Source organism: Sphingobium sp. SA916 (genome assembly GCF_002894065.1).
GTDB lineage: Bacteria > Pseudomonadota > Alphaproteobacteria > Sphingomonadales > Sphingomonadaceae > Sphingobium > Sphingobium fuliginis.
This window is the reverse complement of sequence record NZ_LXYF01000026.1, coordinates 28997-45258: the sequence shown is the minus strand read 5'-3', so window position 1 is coordinate 45258 and position 16262 is coordinate 28997. Positions and strand designations below refer to the sequence as shown.

The window sequence follows — 16262 nt, the reverse complement described above, 5'->3', positions numbered from 1 at the left end:
GTCGTTGGGCCAGAGAATTTCCTGTCCGAACGAAGCTGGGTCCAAAGTCCAGTAGCCCGGCAAGTCCGGCCTGAGGTAAATCACCCCGCCGTGGCGCAATAGCCCGGCAGCGCGATGGGGCCCGCGCCCTTGGTCTGCCACGCGCCCGCGCCGATCCGATAGACCTGCCCGGGCTTCACCCTGCTGCTGAGCGTCTGGCATCCCGTCGCCGCCGCCACATCCTGCACGGTCACGCCGCGCTTGCCGGCAAGGTCGGTATAGGCGGCCCTGCGCTTGATGTTGATCGATTCGACTTCCTGCCGCACCGCGTCGCTCACCGAACCGGCAATGCCGAGATAGCCGTCGGCCTGCTCGCCCACCGCCCCCGCGCTCATGGCGGCGGCGACCGCGCCCGACTGCGCCCGCGCCGGAGAAGTCATGGCCAGGCCGGTCGCCAGCACGACCGCGGCAGAGGCGGCAATCATCAAAAATTTGAGTGTCATTGCGGGAACAACTCCGGGTTATTCTGGATCAAATCTTGCGCATCGCGCTGCAGGCGAACAACGACCTCCTGCTGCACCTTCACGTTGAGGTTGATCTCTATCGGCTTGTCGGGCGCCTTCACCTGGATGCAGCCTCCCAAGGCCAGACCGGCGAAGCCCGCCGCGATGATCGTTCGCTTCTTCATTTCTGCTCCCCATTTCGCATAGTTTCGCTTTCGGCAGGCTGAACTGCAACCCCCTCCTGGCCGATCGTGGCCCGCATCTTCTCCTGCATCTGGTCGCCTATGCTGTTTTGTATGAGCGTTGACGGATCGATGAAGGACTGCGCGGTTCCCAGAAGGCCCCGGAAGGGAGCGGCGATCCGCACGTTGAAGATGAAGGGCAGGCCCGTGAAATTCCGCGCCAGACCCGCCGGCGTCCCACCGATCTGCCCGCGATTGACGCCGTTGAAGACGACGTTCGTCACCATCTCTCCATCCAGCGCGCCGTCCATCAATATGGTGAGGCATTTATACTGGAGATTCTTGAGCGCATCGAAGGCCAGCCGCCCCATCGCGCCCAACTGCTCGTTCGACACCGGCCCCACATAGGATAGGGTCCCCGACTGGCGCGTCGGATCGCAGGGGATGGTGGGCAGCACGCCTTCGGGCATCATCAGCGGCGGCATGCCTTGCTGCCGCGCGGTCAGCACGCCCCCCGCCACGCGCCCACCCTGCGCGTTGAAGATCAGAGGCATGATGCCGTCGAACGTACCCGTGGCGGAAATATTCTTGAGGTCCATCGCCTGGATGAAGGCGCCCGCATCCAGACCGATGACGCGGAAGGTCAGATAACGGTCCACATCGGCGCTGAAATCCATCGTCGTCGGCAGCAGGACCAGCTCCCCGCCGGAAAAGGGCCAGCCGCCCCCTTCGATCCGCACCTTCTGCCCCGCCTCCAGCCGATAGCGCACAAGGCCGTCGCGAACCTCTACACCCGGATTGACCGACCTGATTCGCACTTCCTGCCCCGGCGCGCTGACGAGACCGAGCAGATCGATGAAACGCAGTTCGCCGGACAACCCCTCCACCGGACCGAAAGCCGCCGCCAGGCTGGCATTGTCGGTCCGGAACAGACCATCGCTGGTCACATGCGTCCCGTTCCAGCGGATATGCCCTTCCCCGCTGACCTGCGCCGTCACATTGGCCACCACGCCAAGGGCGAGGCGGGTCACATCCTCCGGCTGGAGACCAGGACCAAAGGACAGTGCCGGAACCGCCAGATCCGCCTTGCCTCGCCCACTGCTCAGGTCATGCGCGATGACTGCCCGGGCGACCAGCGCCTCATTGCGCGGCGCCCGCAACGATCCCGTCGCTGCGATCTTCGAATCCTTCAACGTCAGCGCGAAGTCGGGAACATTCAACGGTTCGAACCGGCCCGGCGCCTGCGCATCGCGCACCGTCATCCCGGCCGCCAGCTTCAGCGCACGCCCGGCGAAGCTCCAGTCGCCCGCGCCATTTTCGACGATCAGCGGCACGGACCCGATCCGGCCGCCTGCCCCCGTCAACCTGCCGCCCAAGCCCTGGGCCGTGGCGTTGCCGGTCAGCGTCGCCGCGCTCAACCGAACAGGCGAATCCTGCGGACCGATCGCCAGATCGGCATTGGCAAGCGCAAAACCCTGCTGTCCCAGGGCGAAACGAGCGCTATCGGCGGAAAGGCGCATTGGGCTGTCGCCGCTTTTCCCCGCCAATGCAAGTTTGCGGATTTCAGCGCCGCCACTCACACCGCCCGGCCCGACGGCAAACAGCGCCTGCCCGACGGGGCACAGCGTCTGCCGGGTCCGCCCCAGCGAAAAATTGCCATAGCGCGCCTCGATCAGCGAGATGGGCACGCAATGCGGGTTGATCGCCAATAGACCCTTGGCGTTCATTTGCCCTTCGACGGGCGCCACCAGCCCGCGCAGCCTTCCACCGGGAAGCGGCCCGTCGAGCCGCACCTGCGTCGAGAAGCGCGTATCGCCCTTCGGCCCCGCAACGAACCGCACCGGCTCCAGGCTCAACCTGGCATCGCCCGCCGCATAGGGCTCAAGGAACAATTGTCCGCCAAAGCCGCCGCCCGGCCTCCGCCCCAAACGCAGCGCCGCCCTCGGCAATCCGCCGCCCTCCGTCGTGATCGCTCCGTCGAGCGCCCAGTCGATCGCCTGCCCGGCCCTGCCAGGCCAGCCGATGGTCACGCGACCTTCCCCGGCTATGGCGATCCGCGCACCGCTGCGCGCCGAAAAGCGGGTGTCGGTCAAGGCCAGGCTGCCCGCCTTCCCTTGCTGAGCGAAGGCCAGGGTGGTTTGCAGGACATTGTCCGCGCCGGCGCGGCGCGCGGCATCGGCCAGGCGCGCGACCAGCGGCCCAACGGGCGTCCCGGCCGTAGATTCGCGCGCAGCCGCCAGGGGATCGCGGCCGGCGAACCGCAACTGCCGAACGGACAGCCGCCCCTCAAGACCCATATCGCCCTTGCCGACATGCCAGGCGCCCTGAAAGTCGGCGGGTCCGGCCAATGCGGCGCCGGCCGACAGAGCCGTCGCCCCGATTCGCGCTCGCCCGGCGGTCTTGGCAGCCGTTCCGTCGAAATCGATCCGGCCTGAGGGGCGCGCCAGAACCATGCCGCCGGACTTGACCGCTTCCCCCGTCAGGTCGACGCGGCCGGTCCAGCGATCCAACGCCTTGCCGAGCCAGACATCCACATCCGCAGCCGGTTTCGCCACGGCGATGCCGGCATCGCGACAGGCCAGCGCTGCGCCGCGCAACGGGCCGGAGAGATGTGGGCGTCCGTCCTGCATGGCAACATCCAGCATCGCCCGCAGGTCGGCCAGCCCGCATCCCTCGACGCCTCCATTCGGCATCGCCGCCGCCAGCCTGCCCCGGAAGCCCGATCGCAGATTCCCCTTCCCCTCTATCTGCATGCCGATCGAACCGGCATCGGTGTCCAGCCGCAGTCGCGCATCGCTGAGCGCCAGCAGAATGTCCGGCAGGCTGAAGGGCGCCGTGGATTTCGGGTCGCGGAATTTGTCGACCTCTCCCAGCTTCAGCACGCCATTGTGCAACGATCCCCGCATCCTGACGCCACCGGCCCGCACCGCCGCCACTTGCGGGGTCAGCCCTGTGAATGCGATGTCGACCTCCACCCAGCGCGCCGTCAAATCGGGACGAGCAGGATCGCCCAGCACGATATTCTCGATCCGCTGGGTGCGAAGGCCTATGTCCGTCAGATCATAGCTGCCCTGCACGCCACGCCGGTTGAGTTCGCGGCTGATGAAATTTTCTGCGATGGGCGCGCGCTGCGTCCACAGCGCGGCAAGGATCAGCGCCAGCGACCCCGTGCCCACTCCAAGCCAGCGGAGCCAGCCCCGGCGAATCTCCTTTTCGCCGTCTTCATCTTCCATGCTTCTGGTCAAACCCGCGTGCTCAAGTCCGTAACGCCTGCATAACGTCCGATCACTCCTAAATATCCTTGCCCGATAAATCCGCAATGAATAGCGTCCCCCTTCGCATGCGGGGGACAGGTAAGACTTTGCCGGATCAGGATTTGAAGGCTACGCACGACGGCGTCGGGCATCGCGCCCGGCTGCGCCGGAAACTGGCGGAGAGCGGCGGCGAAGCGTTGCATGATCATGAACTGATCGAATATCTGCTGGCGCTGGCCATACCCCGTCGCGACACGAAACCACTGGCAAAGGCGCTGCTGCGGGAATTCGATGGCATCGGTGGGCTGATGGCGGCTGACTGGTAGGCGATTGCCCGCATTCCCGGCATGGGCGACACCAGCATCGCCGCGATCAAGATCGTCCAGGCGACGATGCTGCGGATGCTACGCAACGAGGTGGCGGAGAAGCCGGTGCTGGCCAGCTGGCAGGCGCTGCTCGACTATCTGCGCGCCGACATGGCCTTTCTGACGGTGGAGCGGGTGCGGGTGTTGCACCTCAACAGCCGGAACATGCTGATCCGCGACGAGCATATGGGCGACGGTTCGATCGACCAGGCGGCGATTTATACCCGGGAGGTTATTCGACGGGCGATCGACCTTGGCTCGGCAGCGTTGATCCTTGTGCACAATCATCCCAGCGGATCGCCGGAACCAAGCCGTCAGGATATAGAAATCACCCGGCAGATCGCGGAAGCGGGCAAGCGGCTCAACATCGCCGTGCATGACCATATCATCATAGGGACACAGGGGCACAGCAGCCTGCGTGCGAAAGGGCTGATCTAGGGACCGTGCATCGAAGCGGCCGGGAGGGATGTCTCAGGAGGGCCGAAAACAGGCGACGCCTGGCCCGCAACGGCAACTAAGCGCCAAACCCCACCGAAAGAAACTCCGGAACCGGTCCGTTCCAGCCTTCGTCCGGACCATCGTCCACCGGTTCCGGCCGCCGCGGCCGGGCGCCATTGCCTTCCGGCCGCGCCGCACGCGGTTCTTCACGGCGGCGGTCGTCGCGGCGCTTGTCGGACTTGCGGTCGTCCTTCCGATCCCTGCCCGAGCGGCGCGGTTCCTCCTTCGCCTTTTCGGCGGGAGCAGCAGCGACCGGCGCGTCGATGGTCTCGATCTTCTGCTTGATCAGCTTCTGGATATTGTCGATCGCCTCGGCATCGTCCGACGTCACGAAGGTATAGGCTACGCCCTTCGCCCCTGCGCGGCCCGTGCGGCCGATGCGATGGACATAATCGTCGGGATGCCAGGGCGCGTCGAAATTGAACACATGGCTCACGCCCTTGATGTCCAGTCCGCGCGCCGCAACGTCGGACGCCACCAATATGTTCACCGTCCCCGCCCGGAACCGCTCCAGTTCCGCGATGCGCGCGGACTGGTCGATGTCGCCGTGAATCTCGCCCGATTTGAAGCCATGGCGCTGAAGGCTCTTGTTGAGTTCACGCACCGTGGTCTTGCGGTTGCAGAAGATCACCGCGCTCTGCACGTCCTCGGCATCCAGCATCGCGCGCAGGGCCTCCCGCTTCTTGCGCGAATCGACCTTCACAAGACGCTGGGTGATGTTGGTCGAGGCTGTGGCGGGCCGCGCCACCTCGATCGACTTGGGATTGCTGAGGAACCGGTCGGCCAGCTTCTTGATCACCGGGGGCATGGTCGCGGAGAACAGCAGCGTCTGCCGCTGGGCGGGCAGCTTGGTGCAAATCTCCTCGATGTCCGGGATGAAGCCCATGTCGAGCATCCGGTCGGCTTCGTCGATCACCAGCATGCTGCAGCCGTTGAGCAGTATCTTGCCCCGCTGGAACAGGTCCATCAGCCGCCCCGGCGTCGCGATCAGCACGTCGACGCCTTTTTCCAGGGCTTTGAGCTGGTCGCCCATCTGCACGCCGCCGATCAGCAGCGCCATGTTGAGCTTGTGATACTTCCCGTATTTCTCGAAATTCTCGGCCACTTGGGCAGCGAGTTCACGCGTCGGCTCCAGGATCAGCGATCGCGGCATCAGCGCGCGGGCGCGGCCATGGGCGAGGATGTCGATCATCGGCAGCACGAAGCTGGCGGTCTTGCCCGTTCCCGTCTGCGCGATGCCGATGATGTCCTTCATCATCAGCACGGGCGGGATCGCCTGCGCCTGAATCGGCGTGGGCGTGTCATATCCGGCCTCGGTAACGGCCTTCAATAATTCGTCGGAAAGGCCGAGATCGGCAAAAGTCATTCAGATGTCCGGGACAGGAGGCTCTCCACCGCACGAAAACGCGCGGGGAAATCGGGCGCGCCTTGCGGAAATATCGGCCTCTTGTCAAGAAAATCGCGAAGATGATGCGGTCAATCGTCCGGTTCGGCCTGCTCCAGCCGGCGGAAACCGTCGATCGCGCAACTGGCCCCGCTCCGCGCCTGCAATTCGTCGCGCCCGGAACAGAGCGAGCCGTCCTCATCGGGCTCGACATAGAATCCGGAATAGAAACCCATGCTGCTGCACCCGCGCTCCAGCCTTGCGCGATAGCGGTGATTATCAGCCAGCAGCAGATCTATGGCATTGTCCATCACTATGCTTGCCGACCGAATCGATCGCAGCGCGATGCAGCGCGGCCCCTTCTTCTCCTTCCAGTCATTCCGCGCCTCCGGCGTGGGACGCGTGGGCGCACGCCCCTTCCTTGCCATCGGCACGCGGATGATGACACGCTGCTCGATCGTCAGTTGCGCCCATTGCACGGGCTCGGCGGCTGACGCGGACAACAGCAGCAGGACGGAATGAAACAAGTCGAACCCCTTTTGGGACGCGGACGCTATGGGCCAAAGGTTGAACCGTCGATGAATTCCAAGGCATAGGACAGTCCCATGATAGGACAAGATGTTATCGCCCGATTCACGGCCCTGCTGGGGGAAAAGCGCGTCGTGACCGATGCGGACGACATCGCCCCGTGGGTCAGCGACTGGCGCGGACGCTATCACGGCGCTGCCGCCGCCATTCTTCAGCCGGAATCGACCGGCCAGGTCGCCGCCGCGGTCCGCCTTGCCGCCGATCTTGGCGTGCCGCTGGTGCCGCAGGGTGGCAATACTTCCATGGTGGGCGGCGCCACGCCCCCGGCGGACGGTTCTGCGCTGATCCTGTCGCTCCGCCGGATGAACCATATCCGCAACCTGTCTCCGCACGACAATCTTGCCGTCTGCGAAGCGGGGGTCATCCTCTCCAACCTCCACGATGCCGCCGCCGCCGTTGGCCGCCGCTTTCCACTGAGCCTTGGGGCCAAGGGTTCGGCCACCATCGGCGGGCTCATCTCCACCAATGCCGGCGGAACCCAGGTGCTGCGCCACGGCACGATGCGGGCGCTGGTCGAGGGGATTGAGGCTGTCCTGCCGGACGGCGGCATCTTCCATGGCCTGGATGCCCTCAAGAAGGACAATCGCGGCTATGACATCAAGCAATTGCTGATCGGCGCCGAAGGGACTTTGGGAATCGTCACCGCCGCCGCGCTGCGCTTGGTGCCAGCCATTGCGGCCCGCGCCGTCGGCTGGATCGGCGTCTCCTCCCCTGCCGATGCGCTTGCCCTGCTCCGGCTTTGCGAAGCCCATCTGGGTGACAGCGTCGAAGGGTTCGAGGTGATCGCGGACGACGGCTTGGGCCATGTCCTGTCGCATGTTCCCGGCACCCGCTGCCCGATTGCAACGCGCACGCCCTGGCATGTGCTGGTGGAGGTCGACCATGGCGACCCGCGCGATCCGACGCCCGCCGACCGGCTGGAGAGCGCGCTGGCCGATGCGTTGGAACAGGGCCTCGCCGTCGACGCCGCCATCGCCGCCAATGAAGCGCAGGCGGAAGCCTTCTGGCGCATCCGCGAATCGCTCTCCGAATCCGAGCGGGCGCAGGGACCGGCGCTGCAATATGACATCAGCGTGCCGGTTGCGCGGATGCCCGCCTTCATGATCGAAGCCGCGGCAGCGGCGGAAAGGGCCTTTCCCGGCACCACCGCCTCCTCCTTCGGTCATCTGGGGGACGGCAACGTCCATTTCCATGTCCGCGCGCCCAGGGGCACGACCGACGGTCCGGCATGGATCGCGGCGGAGGGTCAGGCGATCAACAGCTTCGTCCATGATGCGGTGGTCGCGGCAGGCGGCTCCATCTCCGCCGAACATGGCATCGGCCAGATGAAGCGCGCCGAACTCGGCCGCCTCTCCAGCCCCGCGCGCCTCCACGCCCTGCGCGCGGTCAAGGCCGCATTCGATCCGCAGGGCATCATGAATCCGGACAAGCTGATCCCCCGTCCGGAGGAAGGCTGAAGCCAGCCCCGGCCGCAGCACCGGGCATCGACAAAGCGATTGCCTCCCGCGTCCAAGGGCTTTATCCCCCTCGGCCCAGTATCAGGCTAGCGGCGCAAGGGAAAATGCGCCGCTTTTTGTTGGAAATGGACTAGCACATCATGGCAAGCGCGCCCGCGAACGGCCTTCCCGTCTTCTACAACGATCTCATTCCGCTGAGCAGCGTCGATCACGCCGCCTGGCGGAGCCGCACCGTCGATTCGGCGCCGTTCCTGACGACCCAGCACGCCATTCCGCTGACCGTGGACGAATTCGTCGCCGCCCAGCGCTTCGTGCCGATCATCTTCTCCGCCGGGGACGAGCCCGTTCCTCTGGCGCTGATGGGCCTCAACGAAGGCGTCAATACCTTCCTCGACGATGATGGCAAGCTGCGTGGCCCGGCCTATGTCCCCGCCTATGTCCGCCGCTATCCCTGGATGCTGGCGAAGTTGCGCCCCGACAGCGACGAACTCTCGCTCTGCTTCGATCCGACCAGCGACGCGCTCGGTACGTTCGAGGAGGGCCAGCCGCTGTTCGAAGACGGCAAGCCCAGCGAACTGACGCAGGGCGTGCTCAAATTCTGCGAGGATTTCGAACAGGCAGCGGCGCGTACCGGCCAGTTCATGAAGGATCTGAAGGATCTCGACCTGCTGATGGACGGCGAAGTCGCCATCCAGGTGCCCGGCAATGACCAACCCTTCGTCTATCGCGGCTTCCGCATGGTGAACGAGGAAAAGCTGCGCGACATGCGCGGCGACCAGCTTCGCAAGATCAGCCAGAACGGCATGCTGCCGCTCATTTACGCGCATCTCTTCTCGCTGCAGCTCATGCGGGAACTGTTCGAGGCGCAGGTTTCGCAGGGCAAGGGCCCAATCGCCGTCCCGGCGGCGCCCCAGACAGCGGATGCCCAACCGAATTAAGCATTCATGACAGATATCTAAGGAAAAAGGTTGCGCGGTGCCACTTGAAACTCCGCGCGGCTTTCTCTATTTACTGAACATACGGCGCACCTGCCCCCCTTTCGGGTGTGTCGTATGGGCGCCTCCCCCTTTGGAGGCGTCTCCTCCCTGAACCTTGGCCACCCCATGCGAATCGCATGGGGTGGTTTTTTATTGGCTGAAGGAAATGGCGCGGGTTTCCCTTGACGACGCCGACGCGCCCTCCTAAAGGCGGCTCCCTACTCGCCGCCCAGCGCGGCCTGTGGCCCCTTCGTCTAGCGGTCAGGACGCGGCCCTCTCACGGCTGAAACACGGGTTCGATTCCCGTAGGGGTCACCAAAATCCTCTCCCAGAGGGTTTCAGAAGATGCCACAAGTGGCTGATTTCTGCGGGTTTTTCGTGGTATAGGTATCCCATACGGAGCGGCTTCGTGCCACCGGATACCACCGTCCTGATGGTATATCTGATGGTAGCGCGGTCCTCCCCTCACAGGAGATACCATCATGGCGCTCACCGCTGTTTCGATCAAAAACGCCAAGGGTCGGGAAAGGCCCTATAAACTCACCGATAGCGATGGCCTGTTCCTCTACGTGACGCCCAACGGTGGGCGCTACTGGCGGATGAACTACCGCTATCTCGGCAAGCAAAAGACGCTGGCGTTCGGTGTTTATCCCGACACCGGCCTTGCCGACGCCCGCGAGCAGCGCGACGCTGCCCGCAGGGTGTTGGCGAAGGGCGACGACCCCGCCGAGAGGGCCAAGCTGGATCGGCTCGCCGCCACCATCGCCGCCGCCAATAGCTTCAAGGCGGTCGCCGATGAGTGGCTGGTGAAGGTGGAGCGCGAAGGCCGCTCCGCCGTCACGATGACGAAACTGCGCTGGCTGCTGGACTTCATCAATACGTCGCTCGGCAAGCGTCCGATCACCTCCATCACCGCGCAGGAGGTGTTGACGATGCTCCGGAAGATGGAGGGCAAAGGCAAGTATGAGACGGCCAAGCGGCTGCGCAGCACATGCAGCCAGATATTCCGCTACGCCATCGCCACGGCCCGCGCAGAGCGCGACGTTGCGGCGGACCTGCGGGGCGCATTGATCGCTCCTCAGCCTGTCCACCGCGCCGCGATCACCAACGCGGACAATGCGGGTGGGCTGCTGCGGGCAATCGAGGCGTTCGAGGGCTTCGCCAATACCAAGGCGGCGCTGCAATTGCTGCCCCATGTGTTCGTTCGCCCCGGCGAGCTACGCCATGCCGAATGGTCCGACTTCGATTTCGACAAGGCGCTTTGGACGATCCCGCCGCGCAAGACCAAGATGCGGCGGGCACATACCATTCCCCTCTCCCGGCAGGCATTGGCGATCCTCGCCACGATCGAGCATGACGCAGACTATAGCTCCTACCTGTTCCCGTCGCTGCGTTCGACGGATCGGCCCATGTCGGAGAACACCATCAACGCGGCCTTGCGGCGCATGGGCTTCGCGCAGGATGAAATGACCGGCCATGGGTTTCGGGCGATGGCGGCGACGTTGCTCAACGAAATGGGACTATGGCATCCCGACGCGATCGAGCGCCAGCTTGCCCATTGCGACAATAATGCGGTGCGTCGCGCTTACACGCGCGGCGAATATTGGGATGAGCGTGTGCGCATGATGCAGCACTGGTCCGACCATCTCGATTTCCTGCGCGACGGGCAGAAGGTCGTCACCGGCAAGTTCGGGAAGACGAAGAAGCAAGCCGCCTGATAGCTTCGCCGTGCCCTCGACACTGACAACGAGGGCACGGCGATAGCGCGCATCAGACGGTCCCGTCCTCCCGGTAAGTCGCCGGATCAGCGATCCAGCGATTGACGGCGGACTCCCGCCATCCGGCGCCGTGAACGCTGATAGGAAGCTGGCGCGGGAACGTCCCATCCGCGATCTTGCGATAGAGGGTGGAACGGGAAAGCCCGGTGCGGGCCAGAACGGTTTTCATTCTGATAATACGATCACTGTTGTTCATGGGGCAGTCTCTTCACGTCAGGATGTTGCACGCGCCCCCGCCCAAGAGCATTGGATGCCTCGCTGTCCCGGACAAGAGGCGTTACGGGGCCAGTGGGGACCAGTCGGGTTTGGCGCGGGTGGGCATTGGCGGTGAACGACGGCCAGCGGCGTCCAAGGGCGTTTCACGGCGTAGCGCTGTCGCAAAGCATGCCCGCCGTAGAATTTTTCCCATTGCGTCCCGAATAACGCGCCGCTCAGCGCCTAATGCCGCTTTGCGCGGCATTGCATCGGTCAGGTCGAATCGTTCATGGCTTCGCTCCAAATCTTGGACCTGCCCGCCAGAGGCCCACGCTGCGCCAGACGATGCCGCGTCGCAAGGGGTGGGGCACTGTAGTGCCGATCGGGGGCATTTCAGTGCCGGTTGCGTCGATATCGGCGCTACAGGCGCGTTGAACCATAACGCTATGTGTTATATATGACGCCAAGAACAGGAGAGCCGCCATCCCACGTATCTTCAAGAATGGCTGGTTCGAGCGTTTCGCGCGGAAGGAGCGGATTGCCGATTCGGCGCTGCGCGATGCCGTAGAGCGCGCGGAAAGCGGGCTGGTGGACGCCGACCTTGGCGGCGGCGTCATCAAGCAGCGCGTGGCGCGGCCGGGAAAGGGCAAGTCGGGCGGCTATCGCACGCTGATCCTGTTCCGGCAGGGCGACCGGGCGATATTCGCGTTCGGTTTCGCCAAGAGCGCGCAGGCAAACATATCGAAGGCCGACCTCGCCTTGTTGCGCAATGCGGCCGCCGAGGCGCTGGAATGAAGCGACGAGGAACTGGACCGGCTGGTGGCGTCGGAAACGCTGGTGGAGATCGACGATGGGAACGACGGTGAAGGATAAGGGCTATCGCAGCGAGATTGCGGGCGCGATCCACGAGATGATGAGCGACGCGCACGACGCGGGCGTGGTGTCGCGCGCGACGCTGCGCACCTTTGACGAGGCGTGTCTTGCCCCCGCCCCGGCGCTGGCAGGCGACGAAATCCGCGCTATTCGCGAGCGCGAGCATGTCTCGCAGCCGGTGTTTGCCGCCTATCTCAACGTCTCGCGCAATCTGGTGTCGGATTGGGAACGGGGCGTGAAGCGCCCCGGTGGGCCTGCCCTCCGGCTGCTGTCGATTATCCAACGCAAGGGGTTGCGGGCGGTCGCGTAGGAAGCACTTGATTATCGGTCCTTGGTTCAAAAGAGATAGTCTGGTTTTGGCCTGATCCGAGCCTTTGCCGACGCGCCTGCTTAGAGATACAGGCTTTCGCCGCCCAGTTGAGATGATGCGATGTTCCCGGAAGATTTCAAGACCACCCGCCTTGCTCTGCGTCCGATTAGTGCGGAAGACGTTCAAGCAATTTTCGACGGCTACGGCCAAGATCGGGAGGTCACTCAATATCTCACATGGCGGCCCCATCAGTCGATCGCCGATACTCATAGCTTTGTGCAGATGTGTCTACGAGCGGAAACCTCTCGCACTTATATGATCGTTCTCGAAGCAACCGGAAACGTCATCGGCGTCTTCGATCTCCGCAAAACCGGTCAATTCAAGCTGGAGTTTGGCTATGCGCTTGCGCGGGAACACTGGGGACAGGGCTTGATGACTGAAGCGCTTGTCGAGGTGGTAAACTGGGCTCTCCGGCAGTCCGACATATGGCGAATCGGTGCTGCCGTGGACGTTGATAACGTAGGTTCGATCCGGGTCATGGAGAAGGCGGGCCTTCAACGCGAGGGCATTCTCCGAAGATGGCTCGTCCACCCGAACACCGGCGATGCCCCTCGGGACTGCGTTATCTTCTCAAAGACCCGTTAGTGGCCCGCTCCGGAAATCGGTTGCCAAGGCCAGTACGTCTGACAGTGGTCGACTGCTGACGAGCAGTTCCGGCGGACGCCAGCGCTTCCGACGGGTAATAGCGGTAGTCCCCTTTTATACAGTCTTGCCTTGCTCGTTCTCGCGGCGCTCGACCTCGCGTTCCAGCACCTCGCGGATGAAGGCGGCGCGACGCTGCCGTCCCACCAGCTTGTCGATCCGTTCGCCAAGACCTTCGGGCAAGCGGACATTGGTTGATTTCACATTGAGCGGCGGCCTTCCCATCCTGTCGTCGTAACCACGCATCATGCCCTTTCAATCGGAAGCCGATTAAGCGGTGCCGGTTATTGAATATTTCCTGCCGTTGATGCTATAAGCGGTGCCGTTTAGTCTTTCCGGGGCAGAGTGATCGCTTCGGGACGGCCGGAATGAAGGCAGGTCAATGGCTTCACGGAAAAGTGCTCCGGGTGATTCGATAGGCGGTACGTCGCGCCGCGACGTGCTGCGCTGCATGGCGGCTGCTCCGGTCGCGGTGCCGGTGATCGCCTCGCCCTGGGCGAAGGCGCTGGCGACATTGCACGACCGCTACGAGGACGCGCCCGCCCTGCTGCGCCGCAGCCGGGAGGGACGCCGGATAAGCCGCGACCGCTTCCACAGCGCGGAAATCGCCTTCATGGGCATCGAGGCGGGGTTCTTCGCCGATCCCCGTCATATCCGCACGACGCTGCATCAGGCGGGAGCCGTCGCCAAGCTGGCCTTGTGCGCGCATCTGCTGGACGTGGGCTTTGCCGACGAGTGGAACGCCGAACATATCCGGCAGGACATCACCAAGGCGCTCGCCTATGCCAATGCGACGGGGTTCGGGCATGATTGCCCGGAGACGGCGCGGCTGGCGGTCATCCTCTCGCCTTACTGGAAATGGGGCTATCCCCATTTGATCGGCGATCCACCGATGGATGACGGCGGGTTCACACATGATCGGGTCCGCGCTCTCATCCGCGCCTTGTTGGCTCGCGTGGCGGACGTGACCGGCCATCCGCGTCCGAAGGGATGCGAAGGCTTCGGTCGGGAGGCGCGGTCATGATGCTGCGCACCGACGCCGATCACTTGCCCGCCCCGATCCGGGAGGAACTGCTGCACGTCACGACGATATTATTCGAGGCGTTTGCCGAGACGACAAAGGGCAGATGCTCCGAACATTATCGGGCGGGCCGTATTCTTGCGCTGATCCTGCACGGTCCTCATGCCGAGCAGGATTGGGAGCATGTCGTGCCGGGAGAAGCGTTCCGGTTGCTGGCGATCGTCAACTATCCCCGGCTCGCGCGCAGCGAACGCGACTGGCGGCTGGTGCGTGACCGTCTGCGCCGCGCATGGGAGTTCGGCGAGATCGCACGACCTGTGCGCCTTTCCGTCGAATGCCTCGAACGAGTCAACCATGCGCTTGTCGAGGGCGTTCCCCATTTCGTCACCGTCGCTGAACGAGGAATCGCGCTCTACCAGATGGAGGGGTTGCGCCTCAAAACGCCGCGTCACCTGCCCGCGTGGGAACGGGCCGTTCGTGGCAGCGCGGGGTATCTGCGCTGGCATAAGAGCGGCAGCGATTTTCTCGCTGGCGCGGCCTTCTATCGGGATCAGGGTAACTGGCCGATGGCGGCGCTGTTGCTGCATCAGGCGTGCGAGCATTTCTATCTGTGCGTGCTGTGGTCGCTCACCCTTCACGGCCCGCGCACCCACGCACTGGACGAACTGCGCGAAGCCGCCGAGGCGCTGGATAGCAACCTGATCGCGACGTGGCCAAGGGCAACCCGGTTCGAGCGTCGCGCCTTCGGTTGTATCCGTCGTGCCTATATCGAGGCCCGTTACGGACGCTCCTACAGGATTTCGCCACAGGAATTGACGTGGGCGTTCGGGCGCGTCGAGATATTGCAGGAATCGACGGTCCGGGCGTGCGCCGATTACCAAGCGGCGCTGATCGCGGTCACGTCAGCCCCCATGCTTGCGGCACCCACAGACGCGGCTACAACGGTTACGCTTCCACAGCCCCTCCAACGCGCCACCATGCTCCAACGGACGTGGTGGATCGCCCGCCGTACCGCGCCGTCGCGGGTTCGCTGGAACCGGCTCATTCGCGTTCGCCGGTTCTGGCGTTCGCAGAGGTTCGCGCAGTGGGCCGAGCGTCTGTCCCTCGCGATGATCGGCCTGTGCCTACTTCTGGCCGGTGCGGAGGCGGCGCTATGGAGGGCGGGCACGATCTATTCCGCGCAGACCGTTCGCTCGGAACCCGCAGACCCTTCCGCCGTGCTGGACTTCGATGTGCGCGCGGACACGGTATTGGGAGCGGTAGGAGATATTGCGAACCGCGCGGGCTACCGGATCAAGGCCAACGAGGACATTTGGGCCGTGCGCTGGACCGGGGCCTATCGCGCCAAGGCGACGACCTTCGACGCTTTGGCGGACGTCCTGTACGGCTCCGGTCTTTGCCCCGCGATCCGGGGCGACACCATCACCGTGCGCTATTGCGACAAGAGCCGTCCACCAAGGGTCGTCTCGATCGGATATCAGACCATGCCGGACGGCACCGTGCGCATGGAAGTGCCGCGCTAACCGCTCCCCTGCTCCGCCTCGAACGCGCGCTTGCCCTTGCGCTTCCAGACGGCAAGCGCGTTGGCCCGTTCGTCGCCACGCAGCCGATCGGCCACGGTGAGGAACGCGCCGTAGAGCGTGGCGCGATCGTCGTCAGTGAGATTGACCAGCCCCGCCTTGATGACGAGGCCACCCAGTTCGATCAGATGCCGCGTGCGTTCGCGGCGTGCAACGGCCCAATCCCGCATGTCGGTTCGCGCCTTTCGCGCTTCAAGCCGATGCCGCGCCGCCGTCGAGCGGGAGAGTGCCGCTCGAATCCCGTTCAGGTCCGCCCGCAGGCTTGCCGCCTTTGCCGAGAAAGAAGGCCGCGCCCGCCTTGCGCCAGCCCTCCTGTGTCGCGGCGTCCTTCACCGTGGCGGCGTGGAGCAGCGCCCCAGCGAGTATGTCAGCGTCGAGCGTATCGGCACCCGTCGCGGCCACCAGTTCGCCAAGCTGATGCACGCGCCGTTCCTTGAGCGCCTTCGCCTTGTCGGCCAGCGCCTTGAGTTCCGAATCGAAATCCCGTGGTTTACGCATCGCAAAGTCTTTCATTGAGTGGTGATGCGGCGATGATAAGATGAACCCGCCCGTAGTGCAGTAGAGTCGCCGGGACAGTCTGACACCGCCTAGTCCCGTCCGAGAAATTTTCGAGAAG

General features: G+C 64.4%; 17 protein-coding genes, 1 tRNA gene and 1 pseudogene. 10 read left to right on the top strand and 9 right to left on the bottom strand.

The genetic code is table 11. The features are described 5' to 3' along the window. Nucleotides 1–80: 80 nt before the first annotated feature. The 3 genes from A8G00_RS06205 to A8G00_RS06195 are packed head-to-tail and all read right to left on the bottom strand — an operon-like array spanning nucleotide 81 to nucleotide 3897. Nucleotides 81–482, bottom strand: coding sequence for a YdbL family protein (locus A8G00_RS06205; protein ID WP_103000300.1), 402 nt, complete (start codon nucleotides 480–482; stop codon nucleotides 81–83). Then, nucleotides 479–667: a YnbE family lipoprotein gene (locus A8G00_RS06200; RefSeq protein WP_007685342.1), complete on the bottom strand. Its 189-nt coding sequence runs from the start codon at nucleotides 665–667 to the stop codon at nucleotides 479–481. Before A8G00_RS06200 ends, A8G00_RS06205 begins: the two co-directional genes overlap by 4 nt. Continuing rightward, nucleotides 664–3897: a YdbH domain-containing protein gene (locus A8G00_RS06195; RefSeq protein ID WP_103000299.1), complete on the bottom strand. Its 3234-nt coding sequence runs from the start codon at nucleotides 3895–3897 to the stop codon at nucleotides 664–666. Before A8G00_RS06195 ends, A8G00_RS06200 begins: the two co-directional genes overlap by 4 nt. Nucleotides 3898–4025: 128 nt before the next feature. Between A8G00_RS06195 and radC the strand changes: the two are divergent. Further along, nucleotides 4026–4721, top strand: a pseudogene (gene radC, locus A8G00_RS06190) (DNA repair protein RadC). A 76-nt stretch (nucleotides 4722–4797) separates the two neighbouring features. Here the strand turns inward: radC and A8G00_RS06185 are convergent. After that, nucleotides 4798–6147, bottom strand: a complete 1350-nt coding sequence (locus tag A8G00_RS06185) for a DEAD/DEAH box helicase (protein WP_044661939.1) — start codon at nucleotides 6145–6147, stop codon at nucleotides 4798–4800. Between the two features lie 110 nt (nucleotides 6148–6257). Beyond that, nucleotides 6258–6692, bottom strand: a complete 435-nt coding sequence (locus A8G00_RS06180) for a hypothetical protein (protein ID WP_103000298.1) — start codon at nucleotides 6690–6692, stop codon at nucleotides 6258–6260. 78 nt (nucleotides 6693–6770) lie between these two features. On the opposite strand from A8G00_RS06180, the gene A8G00_RS06175 reads away from it, so the two are divergent. The 4 genes from A8G00_RS06175 (at nucleotide 6771) to A8G00_RS06160 (ending at nucleotide 10905) form a co-directional block, all read left to right on the top strand. After that, nucleotides 6771–8210, top strand: coding sequence for an FAD-binding oxidoreductase (locus tag A8G00_RS06175; protein ID WP_103000297.1), 1440 nt, complete (start codon nucleotides 6771–6773; stop codon nucleotides 8208–8210). Between the two features lie 140 nt (nucleotides 8211–8350). Next, the gene (locus A8G00_RS06170) at nucleotides 8351–9148 is read left to right on the top strand and encodes a SapC family protein (protein ID WP_025546494.1); all 798 of its coding nucleotides are present in this window, start codon (nucleotides 8351–8353) and stop codon (nucleotides 9146–9148) included. Nucleotides 9149–9430: 282 nt separating this feature from the next. Beyond that, nucleotides 9431–9505: transfer RNA gene (locus tag A8G00_RS06165), tRNA-Glu, on the top strand. Nucleotides 9506–9669: 164 nt separating this feature from the next. Then, nucleotides 9670–10905: an integrase arm-type DNA-binding domain-containing protein gene (locus A8G00_RS06160; RefSeq protein WP_103000296.1), complete on the top strand. Its 1236-nt coding sequence runs from the start codon at nucleotides 9670–9672 to the stop codon at nucleotides 10903–10905. Between the two features lie 52 nt (nucleotides 10906–10957). Here A8G00_RS06160 and A8G00_RS06155 read toward each other — a convergent pair whose 3' ends face one another. Further along, nucleotides 10958–11161, bottom strand: coding sequence for an AlpA family transcriptional regulator (locus tag A8G00_RS06155; protein WP_103000295.1), 204 nt, complete (start codon nucleotides 11159–11161; stop codon nucleotides 10958–10960). A gap of 437 nt (nucleotides 11162–11598) precedes the next feature. Between A8G00_RS06155 and A8G00_RS06150 the strand changes: the two genes are divergently transcribed. The 3 genes from A8G00_RS06150 (at nucleotide 11599) to A8G00_RS06140 (ending at nucleotide 12988) form a co-directional block, all read left to right on the top strand. Continuing rightward, nucleotides 11599–11955 (top strand): type II toxin-antitoxin system RelE/ParE family toxin, encoded by a 357-nt coding sequence (locus A8G00_RS06150; RefSeq protein ID WP_367379438.1) that lies wholly within the window; start codon nucleotides 11599–11601, stop codon nucleotides 11953–11955. Nucleotides 11956–12010: 55 nt separating this feature from the next. Next, the gene (locus A8G00_RS06145) at nucleotides 12011–12343 is read left to right on the top strand and encodes a DNA-binding transcriptional regulator (protein ID WP_172451799.1); all 333 of its coding nucleotides are present in this window, start codon (nucleotides 12011–12013) and stop codon (nucleotides 12341–12343) included. 120 nt (nucleotides 12344–12463) lie between these two features. Next, nucleotides 12464–12988 (top strand): GNAT family N-acetyltransferase, encoded by a 525-nt coding sequence (locus A8G00_RS06140; RefSeq protein WP_103000294.1) that lies wholly within the window; start codon nucleotides 12464–12466, stop codon nucleotides 12986–12988. Between the two features lie 114 nt (nucleotides 12989–13102). Here the strand turns inward: A8G00_RS06140 and A8G00_RS06135 are convergent, their stop codons facing one another. After that, the gene (locus A8G00_RS06135) at nucleotides 13103–13294 is read right to left on the bottom strand and encodes a hypothetical protein (protein ID WP_103000293.1); all 192 of its coding nucleotides are present in this window, start codon (nucleotides 13292–13294) and stop codon (nucleotides 13103–13105) included. A gap of 133 nt (nucleotides 13295–13427) precedes the next feature. Between A8G00_RS06135 and A8G00_RS06130 the strand changes: the two genes are divergently transcribed. Together A8G00_RS06130 and A8G00_RS06125 are read left to right on the top strand one after the other, a co-directional pair. After that, a complete protein-coding gene (locus A8G00_RS06130) occupies nucleotides 13428–14069 on the top strand; it encodes a hypothetical protein (protein WP_103000292.1) in 642 nt (213 codons plus the stop codon). Continuing rightward, nucleotides 14066–15589, top strand: a complete 1524-nt coding sequence (locus A8G00_RS06125; protein WP_103000291.1) for a HEPN domain-containing protein — start codon at nucleotides 14066–14068, stop codon at nucleotides 15587–15589. Before A8G00_RS06130 ends, A8G00_RS06125 begins: the two co-directional genes overlap by 4 nt. On the opposite strand, the gene A8G00_RS06120 is transcribed toward A8G00_RS06125, so the two are convergent. Together A8G00_RS06120 and A8G00_RS06115 are read right to left on the bottom strand one after the other, a co-directional pair. Continuing rightward, nucleotides 15586–15816 carry a conjugal transfer protein TraD gene (locus tag A8G00_RS06120; RefSeq protein ID WP_103000290.1) on the bottom strand — a complete coding sequence of 77 codons (231 nt, stop codon included), beginning with the start codon at nucleotides 15814–15816 and terminating at the stop codon, nucleotides 15586–15588. The genes A8G00_RS06125 and A8G00_RS06120 overlap by 4 nt on opposite strands. Before the next feature lie 22 nt (nucleotides 15817–15838). Beyond that, a complete protein-coding gene (locus tag A8G00_RS06115; protein WP_103000289.1) occupies nucleotides 15839–16144 on the bottom strand; it encodes a conjugal transfer protein TraD in 306 nt (101 codons plus the stop codon). Between the last annotated feature and the right edge of the window lie 118 nt (nucleotides 16145–16262).